Raw genomic sequence first — 13379 nt, 5'->3', positions numbered from 1 at the left:
CGTGCTCTCAGTCATGACCCCATTCTGCGCCGCACCCCGACATCCGCGCTGGCGTCCCCTCCCGCCTGTGGATAACGTTCGCGGCGGGCATGGACGGACGGGCCGGATCGGAGGGGGCGACGATGGGCGACATAGCCGCGACGGTGGAGAGATATTGGGCAACGGCCCAGGCCAGGGACTGGAGGGCGTTCGGAGCGACCCTCGCCGACGACGTCAGCTACGAGTTTCCACAGACCCGGGAGCGGGTGGTCGGCCGGGATGACGTGGTCCGTCTCAACGCCGAGCAGCTCGGCGAGTGGAGCCTGGAGGTCGAGCGTGTGGTCGCCGACACCACCCAGGCGGTCTCCTGGGTCCGGTTCAGCGACGAGGAGCAGGAGACGCACGGCGTCAGCTTCTTCACCTCGGCGCCGGACGGCAGGATCCAGACGATCACCGACTTCTGGCCGGGCGCGTACGAGCCCCCGGCCGGGCGCGAGCAGCTGACCGAGCGTTTCTGACGGATTCCAGGACCCCCGGATCCCCGGCCCTCAACTCCCCTTACCCACCCCGCGATTCCCCGCCCCCCGCCCCCTTCTCTCCCCGTCCCCCTGCCTCCCCGTCCCCCTCCGCTCCTCCGCGCCTAGCGCAGCGTCACCGGCAGGGCGTCGACGCCGTAGACGATGGACAGCTTCCGGAACTTGAGCTTGTCGGCATCCACGGCCAGCCGCATCTCCGGGAATCGCCGGACCAGTGCGGGATAGGCGGCCCGGAGTTCCATCTTGGCCAGTTCGGCGCCGATGCAGCGGTGAATGCCGTGGCCGAAGGCGAGATGAGACGACGTCTGCCGGTGCGGATCGACCCGTTCCATGTCCGGGCCCAGCTTCTCGTCGCGATTCGCGCCGCTCAGCGAGCACAGCACCAGATCGCCCGCGGATATCTTCGTACCCGCTATCTCCATGTCCTCCCGCGCGAATCGCGGGAACGCCACCTGAACGACGGAGAGATAGCGCAGCAGCTCCTCCACGAAGCGGTCCACGACGTCCTCTTGGTCGCGAATCGCCGCGAACTGTTCGGGGGCCTGGAGCAGTACGAGCGTGCCCAGTGCCAGCATGCTCGCGGTGGTTTCCAGACCGCCGGTCAGCACGCCGTCGGCCAGCCCCGCCAGCTCCTGGTCGTCGATTTCGTCGCCGTGCTCCTTCACCAGCATGCCGAGCAGCCCGTCACCCGGTGATTCACGCTGCTTGCGGACGATTCCATGGAGATACGTCAGCGAGTCCGACATGGCGCCGAACGACGCGTTCGCGCCGCCGAACAGATCGAAGCGCGCCGTGCTGTACCGCTGGAAGTCGTCGCGGTCCTCGTACGGAACGCCGAGCAGTTCGCAGATGACGAGGGCCGGAATGGGGAGCGCGAACATCTCCACCAGGTCGACCGGGCCCTCGGCCGCGGCCATCTCGTCCAGCCGCTCCTCCACGATGGCGTGGATGCGCGGGGTGAGCCTGCTGAGCCGCCGCATGGTGAATTCGGGCGTCAGTAGCCGTCGCAGTCTCGTATGCGTCGGTGGATCGCTGAAACCGAGGCCGCCGGGATTCTGCTGTTGGGCCAAGCCGACGGTCTTCTCGGCGAGGTTGGTGAAGTCGGAGCTGAACCCTTTCGCCTTTCCGAGTACCGCCTTGGTCTCGTCATAGCCGGTGACGAGCCAGCCGTTTATACCGAAAGGGAGCCAAATCTTGCTGATGGGTTCCTTTGCCCGGGTTTTGGAGAGATCGGCCACGGGGTCGAGTCCTTCGCGCTTCAGCGGTGCCAGCGTGGCATCCGGAAGAAACGACATCTTGGACAAATCGAACCCGTTCTTCTGAAACTTCGTGAAGTACTTGCGGCCCAGCCACGTGACGATGTTCGAGCGGAGATTCGACATGGGCGCAATACTGCCCTGCCGCGGCGGGCCGTCCGTCACACGTTGGCGGACGCGTCCCGGTGTGATGTGCCACAGCCGCGCCGCGGCCGCTCCATGACCCTTCTGCCGACCGCTTCGCGATCAGTGAGGTGGCGGGGACCGAGAGATCGGAGGAAAGTGAAGATATCGGGCGTGACGCGCGAGCGATGAGGGCTGCGCGCAGGGTTGCGCGCGGAATGGCACGTGCGTCGCGAGGGATGGCCGTGCGTCGCGGGGCGTGGCCGTGCGGCGCGAGGGATGCGGAGTGAGCGGAGCGAGGTGAGCGGCTTGCGGGAGAGGTTCCGTGCTGTCCAGGGAGCACCGTGCTGGGTGAGCCTGATGGCAGCCGATCTGGACCGCGCGCACGCCTTCTACGGAGATCTCTTCGGCTGGACGTTCCGGCCCACGCGGTACGGGCACGGCCGCTACACCATCGCCTGCACCGACGATGGCGTACCGACGGTCGGCGTCGGCGCGTCGGCCCCGTCGGCGGGGATGACGCTGCCCGTCACCTGGACGACGTACTTCGCGGCGGACAGTGCGGACGAGGTGGCCTGGCGCGTCCAGGAGCGCGGGGGCACGGTCGCGGTCGGGCCGCTGGAATTCGGCAACGGCCGGGTGGCCTGGGCGGCCGATCCGGACGGTGCCGTCTTCGGTATCTGGGAGGGTGATCTCACCTCCGCCTGGTGGGGCGAGCGCAGGCCGGGCGCGCCCGTGTGGCTGGAATTGCGTACGCGGGACGCATTCGAAGCGGCGCTCTTCTACGGCCATGTCTTCGGCTGGGACGCCCAGGCGCGGGAGCGGTGCGATGTCCGCTTCGAGTACGACCGGGTGGTCCTGCACATCGACGGAAAGGCGGTGGCCGGGCTGCGCGGCGGCGCTCTGGAGGCCGCCCCCGACCCGAATGTGCGGCCCCGCTGGCATGCGTATTTCCGGGTCGACGACGTCGACCGGGTCGCCGAACGCACGGTGGAACTGGGGGGGAGCGTCATTTCCCCGCCCGTCGACACCCCCTACGGCCGCATCGCGGCGCTCCGCGACGCCGAGGGCGGAATCTTCAGCGTGGCATCGCTTCAAAGAGGCTCGACGGGCGAGGCGGGCGGCGCCTAGGGTGGGAGATACGGCATCGCGTGTCGGTCACCGGCTGGGTGAGGCATGGAGGTGCCCGTGAGATTGCCTTAATTGGAGGCATTCCACTGTGTCAGTCGAGTTGAACCACACGATCGTCCATTCCCTGGACAAGCGGGAATCCGCCGAATTCCTGGCCAATATTCTGGGCTTGGAGGTGGGGGACGAGTGGGGCCCGTTCATCCCGGTCTCCACCAGCAATGGGGTCACCCTGGACTTCGCCAGTATCCCTGCCGAGTCGATCACCATGCAGCACTACGCGTTCCTCATCTCCGACGAGGAATTCGACGCGGCGTTCCAGCGGATACGGGAGCAGGGCATCACGTATTACGCCGATCCGCACGGTAAGCAGCCGGGCGAGATCAACCACCACTACGGCGGCCGCGGGCTGTACTTCATGGACCCGGCCGGTCATGGCATGGAGATCATCACCCGGCCTTACGGCAACGAGGAGTAGCCCTCCCGAGGGCGGTCCGGCGTGGCCGGGGCCCGTGCCCCGGCCACGCCGGACCATCGACCCTTCAGTCCCTCGGAGCGTCGGCCCCGTGAGCCGTGGCGTTCAGCGGTCGTACGGCGTGATGCGCCGGTAGCCTGCCCGGGCGTTGACGACGCGCGCGCAGGCAGTGCCGACGACGGTCGCGCCGAGCAGGCATCCGAGCCAGGTGCTGTCGCGGTCGCCCGCCCAGGTCAGCTCACCCGCCGGCGGGATCGCGAAGGCGTTGAGGAACAGCCAGCACAGCACGGCCGTGCCCGGCGCCGCCACGAACCGCGCGCACAGCCCGAGCACGGCGGCGAACACTGACAGCGCGATCAGGGCGAGCGTCGGCCGCCCATGGCCGCCGAGCGAGTTGAGGACGGCCACCAGCAGCAGCGCCCCGGCGAAGGCCGCGGACCAGATGACCGGGGTGGCGACCGGCTCGGGAACGGGCCTCATGCCGACGCCGATCTGCCGCCACTCGATCATGATCACCGTCTTTCTCGCGCGCCTGCCGTGGGTACGGACACCCGAACGCGGATTGTTCCACCGGGCCGTGGATCACTTTCCGCCATTACTTACTCTTTACCATTTGTTACGGTGGGCGGACGACACTTCGATCTGTGTGGCCGCGCGCCCAGCGTGAGGGCGCGCATGAATGAGGGGATGGCTGTGGGTGTTCCGCGGTTGAGCAGTACGCCGTTGCCGGGCATTGGAGTCCGTTACGACCTGACGACGCGGGACCAGGGGCGGCTGTCGGTGGTCGCGCACCGCGACGGCGGACGGACGCTGAGCGCGTACCGCCGGGAGGATCCGGACGAATGCGCCCTGTCCACCCGGCTCACCCCGGGCGAGGCGGAGGCGCTCATCAGCGCCCTGATGCCCGCGCACCACAGCCCCACGCTGCTGTCCACCACCGAACTGGGGCTGGTCGCCGAGCGGATCGAGCTGTCCTCGCACTCGTACTGGAACGGGCGGGTGCTGGGCGAGACGCGGACCCGTACCGAGACCGGCACCTCCATCGTGGCCGTGCTGCGCCGCGCGGACGCCATCCCCTCCCCGGCGCCGGACTTCCGGCTGGCGGGCGGGGACATCCTGATCGTGATCGGCACGCGCGAGGGCGTGGAAGCCGCCGCGGCGATATTGGGTCGGGAGTGACAGACGGATGCACTCTTCTGCCGTCTTCCTGATCGAGTTCGGTGCGGTCATCCTCGGCCTCGGACTGCTGGGCCGCCTCGCCGGACGCTTCCAGTTCTCGCCCATACCCCTCTATCTGCTCGCCGGGCTGGCCTTCGGCGAGGGCGGGCTGCTGCCGCTCGGCGCCAGTGAGGAGTTCGTCGCGATCGGCGCCGAAATCGGCGTCGTCCTGCTGCTGTTGATGCTCGGGCTGGAGTACACGGCCAGCGATCTGGTCAGCAACCTCAAGACCCAGTACCCGGCCGGGCTGGTCGACGCGACGCTCAACGCCCTGCCCGGCGCCGTCATGGCGCTGCTGCTCGGCTGGGGCCCGGTCGCCGCCGTGGTGCTGGCCGGAGTCACCTGGATCTCCTCGTCCGGCGTCATCGCCAAGGTCCTGCGCGACCTCGGGCGGCTCGGCAACCGCGAGACCCCGGTCATCCTCTCCATCCTGGTCCTCGAAGACCTGGCGATGGCCGTCTATCTGCCGATCGTCACCGCCCTGCTGGCCGGTGTCGGGCTGGCCGCGGGCAGCGTCACCCTGGCCATCGCGCTCGGCGTCGCGGGCTTCGTCCTCTTCGTCGCCGTCCGCTTCGGCCGCCACATCTCCCGCTTCGTCTCCAGCGACGACCCCGAGAAGTTGCTGCTGGTCGTCCTGGGGCTGACCCTGCTGGTCGCCGGGCTGGCGCAGCAGCTCCAGGTCTCCGCCGCGGTGGGCGCGTTCCTGGTGGGCATCGCCCTCTCCGGCGAGGTCGCCGAGGGCACCCACAACCTGCTCAGCCCGCTGCGCGACCTGTTCGCCGCCGTCTTCTTCGTCTTCTTCGGCCTGCACACCGACCCCGCCAGCATCCCGCCGGTCCTGCTGCCCGCCCTGGCCCTGGCGGTCGTCACCGCCTGCACCAAGATCGCCACCGGCTACTGGGCCGCGCGGCGCGCCGGGATCTCCGTCAAGGGCCGCTGGCGCGCGGGCGGCACGCTGGTGGCGCGCGGCGAGTTCTCCATCGTCATCGCCGGGCTCGCCGTCACCGCGGGCATCGAGCCGTCGCTGGGCCCTCTGGCCACGGCGTACGTCCTGATCCTCGTCATCATCGGGCCCCTGACCGCGCGCTGGACCGAGCCCCTGGCACGCCGTTTCATCCGCGCCAAGTCCGCTCCCAAGGCCGCTGCCGAACCGGCCACCGAAACCGGCACCGAGTCTTCCGCCGGCCCCTCCGCCGAAACCGACGACACCGGGTCCAAGCGCCGCGAGACGCAACGCGGTTGACACCCCGGAACGCCGCCGCGACACGAACCGCCGGTGGAGATCACGCATCTGACACCGGCGGAGCGGCGCGTCTGGTGGGCCTTCCCGCTGGGTGAGGGCGTCGATTTCCGCGACGGCGAGGACGACGACCCCGAGGGCGGGGCGTCCTGGGGTCCCGAGCGGACCGTACGCGCCGAGGTACTGCGCGCGCTGCTGCTGGCCGGGCCGGTGCGGGACGGTGAGATCGCGGGCCTGCGGCTCACGGGCGCGCGCGTCACCGGGCGGCTGCGGCTCACGTTCGGGGTGGCAGAGCACCCCGTCCTCCTGCGGGCCTGCCACTTCGAGCAGCGGCCGAGCCTGCACGGGGCGCAGCTGCGTGCCCTGGTGATCAGTGATTCCGTACTCCCCGGGCTCGACGCCGGGGCCCTCCGCACGGACGGGGCGCTGCGCCTCACCGGTTCCCGTACGGCGGGCCCCGTACGGCTCGCAGGCGCGCGAATATCCGGCGCCCTCTTCCTGGACGGCGCGCGGCTGGGCACCGCCCGTGGCGCGGTACGCGGTGGTCAACTGCTCGTAGGGGGCCGGAAGACAGCCCTCCTCCTCGCGTTCGAGGAGCGGTAGCCGCTGCTCGGCGGGGAGGTGCGGGGCGAGGCTGCGGTAGGTGAGGCCGTCGATCCTGACGCGGTCGGGCAAGACCTCGGGACGGATGTGCAGCACGTCGATCTGGGCGCGGCGCAGATTCACATCGCCGTCGGTGGGGGGCGGCGTCGCGCAGCCACAGCTCGCCGATCACGCAGCTGCTGACGCGCAGGGCCTGGCCGTCGGGATGGGACAGCCGGGCGTAGGCGAGGTTGAGGTGGCGGGGCACTCGGGCGCCGCTGAGGTCGACACGCCCCTGGGCGCGCAGGCGCATGGCGCGCAGATCGTTGCCGACGGACAGGTTCTCGGCGTGCAGCGCGGTGCCGCCAGGGGCGTGGAGTTCGCTGTCGTCGGATGTTCACCTGGCCGGTGACGGTGGCCTCGTTGGACCGTATCTGCCCGTGGGCGACGAGACCGGTCGCCCAGATGTCGGTGCCGACGGCGGCGTGGTTGAGCTGAAGGACCGGTTCCGCAGGGCTCGGCCCCGGGGGGAGCAGGTCGAGGCGGAAGGGTACGGCGGTGTCGGCGGAGCTTGGCGAGCTGGACGGTACGGGCGGCGGCCTCGTCGCCCATCATCGGCTTCGGGCAGGAGGACGCCTCCGCCCCGCGCGGCGGGTACCAGTGGCTCTCGTACCTGCTGATCGTCACCGGCTGGGTCCTGGCCACCACCACCGCGGCGGGCATCAGCCGCTCCCTGAGCCGCCAGTAGCAGGGCCCGCAGGACCGTTACTCCTCCGCCAGCACGACGATCGCGTCCCCCTCGTCCAGGACCAGCGGCTCGGCCTTGTCGGGGTTGAGGAAGACACCGTAGGAGGGCGGTACGTCGGCGTGGCGCGCCAGCCGGTAGCCGAGGGCCGTCTCGCCGCGCCGCCGCGCGGCCTCGATGACCGTCGCGAAGTTGGCCTCGGCGCCGGGCACCAGGTAGTTGGTGGCCGGTTTGAGGTAGATCTCCGAGCCCTCCGGGTCGAAGAGATCGGCGAACACCGCGTAGAGGTCGCGGTTCTCGGTCAGCTGGGTCAGCAGCAGGCTGATCACCTTGGTGCTGACGATGAAGTCGTCGGCCTTGGTGACCTGGGCGATCTCCCGGTTGCTGTCGTCGTTCATCTCCGTGACGATCGAGTACGGGTCGCCGAGCCGCACTTCGATGTCGCGCAGGTGAAGCAGCGTCACCAGCGTGCGGTCGTCCGCGCGCCGGGGGTCGATGCTGTCGTCGGACAGCACCACGATGTGCTGGTAGCGGCCGAGGTCGAGGGACTCCAGGGACGACCTGCGGGTCGGTTCGCACCGCCGGTGGCCGACGGTCAGGTTCTTCAGCTCCTGCGGCACCGCGGAAGCCCGCGGCCGCCGCGGCGCCGCGATGTCCACCGCCGAACCGGGTTCGACGAAGCTGTCCAGCAGCGCGATCAGCTTCGACGCCCGGGAGTTCCAGCCGATCAGCAGGGTGCGGTCCGGCACCGGAGGCCGTCCGGACGCGGTGGTGATCGCGGACGGGACGATCTCGGGCCGGGTCTCGGCGGGCCGTATCAGCAGATCGTCCTCGGCCATCACCAGCAGTTGGTCGTCCGCCCGGACGACGGTGTCCATCGGCGGGTTGAGCAGCACCTCACCGTCGCTCCGGCGCAGCCCGGCGGCCATGCCCAGCGCGTAGTGGGCCAGGGTGTCCGCGTACGTCGACCCCGCCAGCGCGGGCTGCGCGTGGAAGTAGAACTCGTTGCCCTCGAAGCTCAGCAGTTCGTTGAAGACGCTGGACAGCCCGGACTGCCGGTGCGCCTGGGCGATCAGCCGTACGGCGATGTCGTCGGCGTCGATGATCAGCGCGTTCGAACCGGCGGCGAGGCGGGCCGCGGGCAGGTTGTCCGAACTCTCCACGGCCGCCACGACGTTCGGCCGCGCGCCCTTCCACTTCCGGCTGTTGAGCAGCAGGAGCACCTTGATGACGTCTGTGTCGGTGTCGTCCCCGACCGGCGGCAACACCATGATCGACTTGGCGGTGTCGGGGCTCACCAGCTCCAGATCGCCCCGCTCCAGCGGGCTTCCGGAACGGCACACCACCCGGGTCCGGCCGGTCGTGCCGATCCGGTCGCGGATCTGGTCCTCCATGTCGACCTTGTCATGGTCGGCGAGGATCACCACACACGAGCGGCGGGCGCTCTGATTGGCCTCCACCAGTTCCGCGATCACCGTGAACACCTGGTCCGACCAGCCCAGCACGATCGTGTGGCCGCGCTCGATCAGCCGCGAACGCCCCTTGCGCAGCATCTGGATCCGGTTCTCCAGGCCCGTGGTGAGCACACCGATGAGCGCGCTGACGATGAAGATGCCGCCGATCGTGACCGTGAGCATCAGCACCAGGAACAGCGGCCGGCCCTCGTCCCCACCCATGGTGCCCGGGTCAAGCGTCCGCAGCAGGCTCATCCACACCACGCCCGACCAGCCGCCGCTCTTGCGGGTGTCCTCGTGGGAGAAAGACACCACCAGCGTGGAGACCACGGCGATCAACGCCAGCGAGGCGAGGCCGAGCCAGCCGATCAGCGCGGGCGTTCCCCGGTCCATCGTGCCGTCGAACCAGTACCGCAGCCGGTCCCGCAGCCTCATCGCACGTCCCCATCCCTCCGGCCACCCACCGGTCTTACGGTCTCCCAGAGCAGTTGATCATTCTCGCAGGGTCACGGGGGTGCGGCCGCCGGATCCGACCGGGCGGCGGAGTCACCACGCGGCGTGCGGCTGCGGCGGCCCCGCCTCGACGGCCGGTTCCCCGCCCGCCTCCGCGAACGCCTGGAGCGCCTCGATCAGATGACGGCGCTGCCCGGCGGGCATGACGTCGACGATGCGCGCGATCTCCCCACGGCGCCGCTCCGTGACCTCGGCCACGACCCGCCTCCCGGCCGGGGTGAGCGAGATCATGCTGGTACGCCGGTCCTCGGCTGACCCGCCCCGCGCGACCACCCCCGCGGTCACCAGCCGGTCGATCATGCGCATCGCGGTCGACGGCTGAACTCCCAACTCCCCGGCCAGCCCGGACAAGCTCAGCGGCCCCCCGGCGTCCAGCACGACCAGCATCCGGAACTGCGGCAACGTCAGCGACTCCTCCACCGCGGCCAACGACCGCGCGGAGACGGCCACCAGCAGCCGAGACGCGGTCAGCACGGCGGTGACCATCGCCTCGGCGTCGGACGACTGGGAGGAATCGGCAGCGGAGGCTAAGGGACGGCGAGCCATACGCCCTTTCTACCCCTTCCCCCTGTGGAACCCGCCAGGCCCCGGCCCGCCACCCTGCCGTCCCCATAACGCTCACCGGAAACGAGTCAGGGGCCCGACCGGCTTTCGCGGATCAGGCCTCTCACCTGGTGTTCTTCAGTCGGAGTGGCGGGATTTGAACCCACGACCTCTTCGTCCCGAATGAGGTTCGGGTGCTGGTCTGGCTGGGTCTTGTCGTCGCCCGGGGCGTGACTTCGGAAGTCGAGGTGGTCCTGGTCGGTCTCATGGGCGAGGTGGAGCAGAGCTGGGCGGACCCTTGCGATGGCTTGGTCGCACCCGCGAGCGATGAAGGCCATGAGGTCGCCGGGCTTCCAGCCGTCTGGGTCGGGGACGGCGATCTCGACGCAGCTGGTGGATTCTCCAGCCAGACTGCAGAACCCGATCACGTGCGCTGGCTGGCGCTCCTTTTGAACCCCAAACCCGGTGCTCTGTCCAATCGGCTGCCGAGATCCCGAAGGTTCTTAGGGAAATCCCAAACTCCGTGCTCCCAGCGGCGCGTGGGCCGTATCTTCTACTGTCCTACCTGACGCCGGGGATCGCGGGACTCACTCGCGCTTCTACAGATCCCCTTGATCGCAGGAAGGAAGCCAGTGGAACAAAGGTCGTTGTACGTGGTCATCGCCGTCCTCACGGCCCTGGTGGCCGCCCTCACCGGCAGCCTCGTGGCCGTCGTCGAAGGGGGTCGACCCACGGTCGCCTTCAAGGCCGGAGTAGGTGCCTTCGCCGCAGCTCTGACGCTGGTTCTCGGCGTCATGGCTTCTCTTGGCGTGGTGGGCCCGTGAAGAGCGGAACAACCCCTGGCTCAGACGCCCGCCACGCGACGGGCGCCACGCGGGACGCGTCGGCGGAGGTCGGTCAGCTGACCGCCGACCTGTCCCGCCTGATGAACTCCCATGACGCCGCCCGGCTCGTCCTCGGACTCCTTTACCTGAGCCGGACCGCGCACGTCGATTCCCGCTTCTCCGATGTCCCTACCTGGCCGTGGCTGCTACGGCAGACTACGAAGGAGACGGTGCCGATCAGACGCCCGGTGAGCCAGTGTCTCGCGCACTGGCTGCCCACAACCGACGTCGAGGGCAACGAGATCGGCATGAGGGATGCCATGCCATCTCTGCCTCCCAATATCGACATTCCCTTGCGGAAGCTCATCCAAGCGATCGATTCCGTGCGACAGGTGGGGGGCCTGCTCGACCAGTGCCTGCGAGACCTATCGGCCGTCCAGGCACGCGGGAGCCACTACTTCACACCTCACGACATCGCCCGTCTCATGGTCGGTGTCGCGGCTCCTGAGGACGGACACAGGGTGCTCGACCCCGTTTGTGGTTCGGGGGGACTGCTGGCCGAGAGCCACCGCTACGTGCGCGAGCGCGTTGGGCTGAACCCGACCATGTCTCTGCGGGGGAAGGAGCAGCACGCCCACACCTCAGAGGTCGCCCGCATGAATCTCGCCGTACGGGGCATCGAGGCGCGCATCTTCCCACCGGGAGACAGCCTTGCGGAGCCGGAGACAGACCCGTACGACATCGTCGTGGCGAACCTTCCGTTCAACCAGCCCGCCTGGGCGCCAGAGGACCGGTCACGCCGATCCTCCCGAGAGGGCCGGCGTGACCGGTCCTCCGTCGATCCTCGATGGCCGGATGAGCCTCCGCCCAAGGGCTCCGCCAACTCGGCGTGGATCCTGCACATTGCGCATGCGCTCGCTCCGCAGGGCCGGGCAGCTTTCCTGATGGCCGACATCGTGGCCAAGAGCCCTCAACTCTCCACACAAAAACTCAGGGAGCGGCTGGTGCGGGACGACATCGTCGAGTGCGTCATCGCGCTGCCACCCCGCGTATTCGGTCACACCGATACCACCGCCTGCCTGTGGGTGCTGAACCAGGACAAAAGCTCGCGTTCTGGTTGGGGAACCGCTGACCGGCGCGGACAGGTGCTGTTCATCAACGCGCGGCGAGCCTTCGAACGGATCCCGGAGTCGAGGACGGCGCGGCGGTTGGGAGACCGGCACGCGGACCGGATCTTGACCACGCTGGCGACGTGGAGGGGAATCCCGGCGGACGGCTCAGCGGACCTGCCCCACCGTGATGAACCTGACTGGTCCCGGAGCTGTTCGACCGACGAGATCGCCCATCGTCGCTACGACCTCATGCCCACTACGTACGCGGCGGAGCCACCTGGGCGCGAAAGCTCCACACGTAGCCGGATCGACGAGCTGAAGCGTGAGCTGGTCGAGAAGCTCGACCAGGTCCACGCGCTCGAACCGCAGCTACTGGACGCCCTAGAGGAGATCTGATGGAAACCGCGGTCGACAGCATCGGCCCCGAAGCGTGGCAGAAGGCCTCCATCGCCGAGTTTCCAAGGCAGAGCATGTTTACCACCTTCGGCATCCTCGAAGACGACGTCCCCGAACAGCGGGGCGTCGTGAGCTCGACGCATGTCAGACACGGACGCATCTGTTCAACTCGGATCGGCAAGATCGGCCAAGCGGACGCGCGCCCCAGCCGGGCGACCCTTCAGGAGGGCGACTTGGCCGTCGTACTCGTCCGTCGAACGGGCGATGCCGCGCTCGTCACTGCCCAGCATGCGGGATGGACCGCAACCAGGTCGGTCGGCATCATTCGCGCGGCCCCGCATATCGTGCGATGGCTTCGGATCTGGCTTCAGACACCCACAGCCAAGACGTGGATCGACGATGAGGTGACGGCACACGTCGAGCCGACACTGAGCCTCGACTCGCTCCGCCGTATGCCCTTCGCGCTCCCTCCGGCAGGGGAGATCACCAACCTCCACAGAGCGGTCAGCCTCATGGAGGAGAAGATCGACCTCAACCGAGAGGCAGCGCTCAAGGCGCTGGAGTTGGCCGATGCGATCCACGCCGATTGGTCATCCGAAGGCGCCTTGTGGGAAACGCGACAACTCGGCGCGGTTACCAGGGCGAGGACGGGCAAGGGTTCTGCACGCTCCCTCCTTCCCCGGGCCGACAGACCCGGTGTCGACGGGATCACCCCGACGGATCTCTTCGAACTCTCGGTGCCCTACATCGAGAGAAGCCGCCTGGGCAGCCCTGCGGATGCCTCAGGCGTGTGGGCTCCGGGCACGCTCATGCTGGCCACTCGTCCGGACGGCGCGCACATCGCGATGACACAGCGTCCCGCGTCACCTACCAGAGGCGTCCTAGCTGTGAGCCCCTCGGACACCGTGGACGGCTGGTGGCTGCTGCACGAACTGAGAAGCCGAAGCAGCGCCCTCGCAGCAGTCGCGCAAGGCCAGAACGCCCGGGAGATCTCTGCACGTGCCTTCTCGCGCCTGAAAGTCGTATGGCCTGATACGAGCACACGTGCCCGCTTTCATGAGGTGGCTGATCCGCTTCACACGATGGCGAGGAAGCTGGTGGCAGAGAGCAGGACGTTGTACGACCTGAAGGGTGCTCTCCTGCGCGACATCGCAGCAAAGGCCAGCGTGGTCTTGGAGGAGGCTCCCAAACCGGGTGGAGTCTGAGCTCGAGTGTTAGAGGTTCTTGTCCTGCTGACTATGGTCACTGTGTTTCC

At 68.8% G+C, this 13379-nt stretch carries 15 protein-coding genes; 11 read left to right on the top strand and 4 right to left on the bottom strand.

Features of this window, described 5'->3' with window-relative positions:
* Positions 1 to 122: 122 nt before the first annotated feature.
* A complete protein-coding gene (locus ACH4TL_RS14365; RefSeq protein WP_398313905.1) occupies positions 123 to 497 on the top strand; it encodes a nuclear transport factor 2 family protein in 375 nt (124 codons plus the stop codon).
* Between the two features lie 122 nt (positions 498 to 619).
* Here ACH4TL_RS14365 and ACH4TL_RS14360 read toward each other — a convergent pair whose 3' ends face one another.
* Positions 620 to 1897, bottom strand: a complete 1278-nt coding sequence (locus tag ACH4TL_RS14360; RefSeq protein WP_398314890.1) for a cytochrome P450 — start codon at positions 1895 to 1897, stop codon at positions 620 to 622.
* Between the two features lie 357 nt (positions 1898 to 2254).
* Here ACH4TL_RS14360 and ACH4TL_RS14355 point away from each other — a divergent pair, with 357 nt between their 5' ends.
* Positions 2255 to 3025: a VOC family protein gene (locus ACH4TL_RS14355; RefSeq protein ID WP_398314888.1), complete on the top strand. Its 771-nt coding sequence runs from the start codon at positions 2255 to 2257 to the stop codon at positions 3023 to 3025.
* Positions 3026 to 3113: 88 nt separating this feature from the next.
* A complete protein-coding gene (locus ACH4TL_RS14350) occupies positions 3114 to 3500 on the top strand; it encodes a VOC family protein (protein WP_398313903.1) in 387 nt (128 codons plus the stop codon).
* A 102-nt stretch (positions 3501 to 3602) separates the two neighbouring features.
* Here ACH4TL_RS14350 and ACH4TL_RS14345 read toward each other — a convergent pair whose 3' ends face one another.
* On the bottom strand, positions 3603 to 4007 hold the full coding sequence (locus ACH4TL_RS14345; RefSeq protein WP_398313901.1) for a hypothetical protein: 405 nt from the start codon (positions 4005 to 4007) through the stop codon (positions 3603 to 3605).
* A 177-nt stretch (positions 4008 to 4184) separates the two neighbouring features.
* On the opposite strand from ACH4TL_RS14345, the gene ACH4TL_RS14340 reads away from it, so the two are divergent.
* The 5 genes from ACH4TL_RS14340 to ACH4TL_RS14320 all read left to right on the top strand — a co-directional run bounded on the left by ACH4TL_RS14340 (position 4185) and on the right by ACH4TL_RS14320 (position 7285).
* The gene (locus ACH4TL_RS14340; RefSeq protein ID WP_398313899.1) at positions 4185 to 4676 is read left to right on the top strand and encodes a cation:proton antiporter regulatory subunit; all 492 of its coding nucleotides are present in this window, start codon (positions 4185 to 4187) and stop codon (positions 4674 to 4676) included.
* Positions 4677 to 4683: 7 nt separating this feature from the next.
* Complete coding sequence (locus ACH4TL_RS14335; RefSeq protein ID WP_398313897.1) at positions 4684 to 5958, top strand: cation:proton antiporter; 1275 nt, start codon at positions 4684 to 4686, stop codon at positions 5956 to 5958.
* A 33-nt stretch (positions 5959 to 5991) separates the two neighbouring features.
* Positions 5992 to 6558, top strand: coding sequence for a hypothetical protein (locus tag ACH4TL_RS14330; RefSeq protein WP_398313896.1), 567 nt, complete (start codon positions 5992 to 5994; stop codon positions 6556 to 6558).
* Positions 6559 to 6598: 40 nt separating this feature from the next.
* Entirely contained in the window at positions 6599 to 6949 is a 351-nt protein-coding gene (locus ACH4TL_RS14325) for a hypothetical protein (protein ID WP_398313894.1), read from the top strand.
* Positions 6950 to 7108: 159 nt separating this feature from the next.
* Positions 7109 to 7285: a hypothetical protein gene (locus ACH4TL_RS14320; RefSeq protein ID WP_398313892.1), complete on the top strand. Its 177-nt coding sequence runs from the start codon at positions 7109 to 7111 to the stop codon at positions 7283 to 7285.
* Between the two features lie 17 nt (positions 7286 to 7302).
* Here ACH4TL_RS14320 and ACH4TL_RS14315 read toward each other — a convergent pair whose 3' ends face one another.
* Entirely contained in the window at positions 7303 to 9171 is a 1869-nt protein-coding gene (locus ACH4TL_RS14315; protein ID WP_398313890.1) for a potassium transporter TrkA, read from the bottom strand.
* 111 nt (positions 9172 to 9282) lie between these two features.
* Positions 9283 to 9795 carry a MarR family winged helix-turn-helix transcriptional regulator gene (locus ACH4TL_RS14310; protein ID WP_398313888.1) on the bottom strand — a complete coding sequence of 171 codons (513 nt, stop codon included), beginning with the start codon at positions 9793 to 9795 and terminating at the stop codon, positions 9283 to 9285.
* Between the two features lie 650 nt (positions 9796 to 10445).
* Here ACH4TL_RS14310 and ACH4TL_RS14305 point away from each other — a divergent pair.
* The 3 genes from ACH4TL_RS14305 to ACH4TL_RS14295 are packed head-to-tail and all read left to right on the top strand — an operon-like array spanning position 10446 to position 13329.
* On the top strand, positions 10446 to 10616 hold the full coding sequence (locus tag ACH4TL_RS14305) for a hypothetical protein (protein WP_398425254.1): 171 nt from the start codon (positions 10446 to 10448) through the stop codon (positions 10614 to 10616).
* Complete coding sequence (locus ACH4TL_RS14300; RefSeq protein ID WP_398313884.1) at positions 10613 to 12124, top strand: N-6 DNA methylase; 1512 nt, start codon at positions 10613 to 10615, stop codon at positions 12122 to 12124. The genes ACH4TL_RS14305 and ACH4TL_RS14300 overlap by 4 nt, the downstream gene beginning before the upstream one ends.
* On the top strand, positions 12124 to 13329 hold the full coding sequence (locus ACH4TL_RS14295; RefSeq protein ID WP_398313882.1) for a hypothetical protein: 1206 nt from the start codon (positions 12124 to 12126) through the stop codon (positions 13327 to 13329). Before ACH4TL_RS14300 ends, ACH4TL_RS14295 begins: the two co-directional genes overlap by 1 nt.
* Positions 13330 to 13379 lie beyond the last annotated feature (50 nt).

The organism is Streptomyces sp. NPDC021115 (assembly GCF_044333065.1).
Lineage (GTDB): Bacteria > Actinomycetota > Actinomycetes > Streptomycetales > Streptomycetaceae > Streptomyces.
The sequence above is the reverse complement of the archived record's forward strand: the minus strand, read 5'-3'. Positions and strand labels throughout refer to the sequence as shown.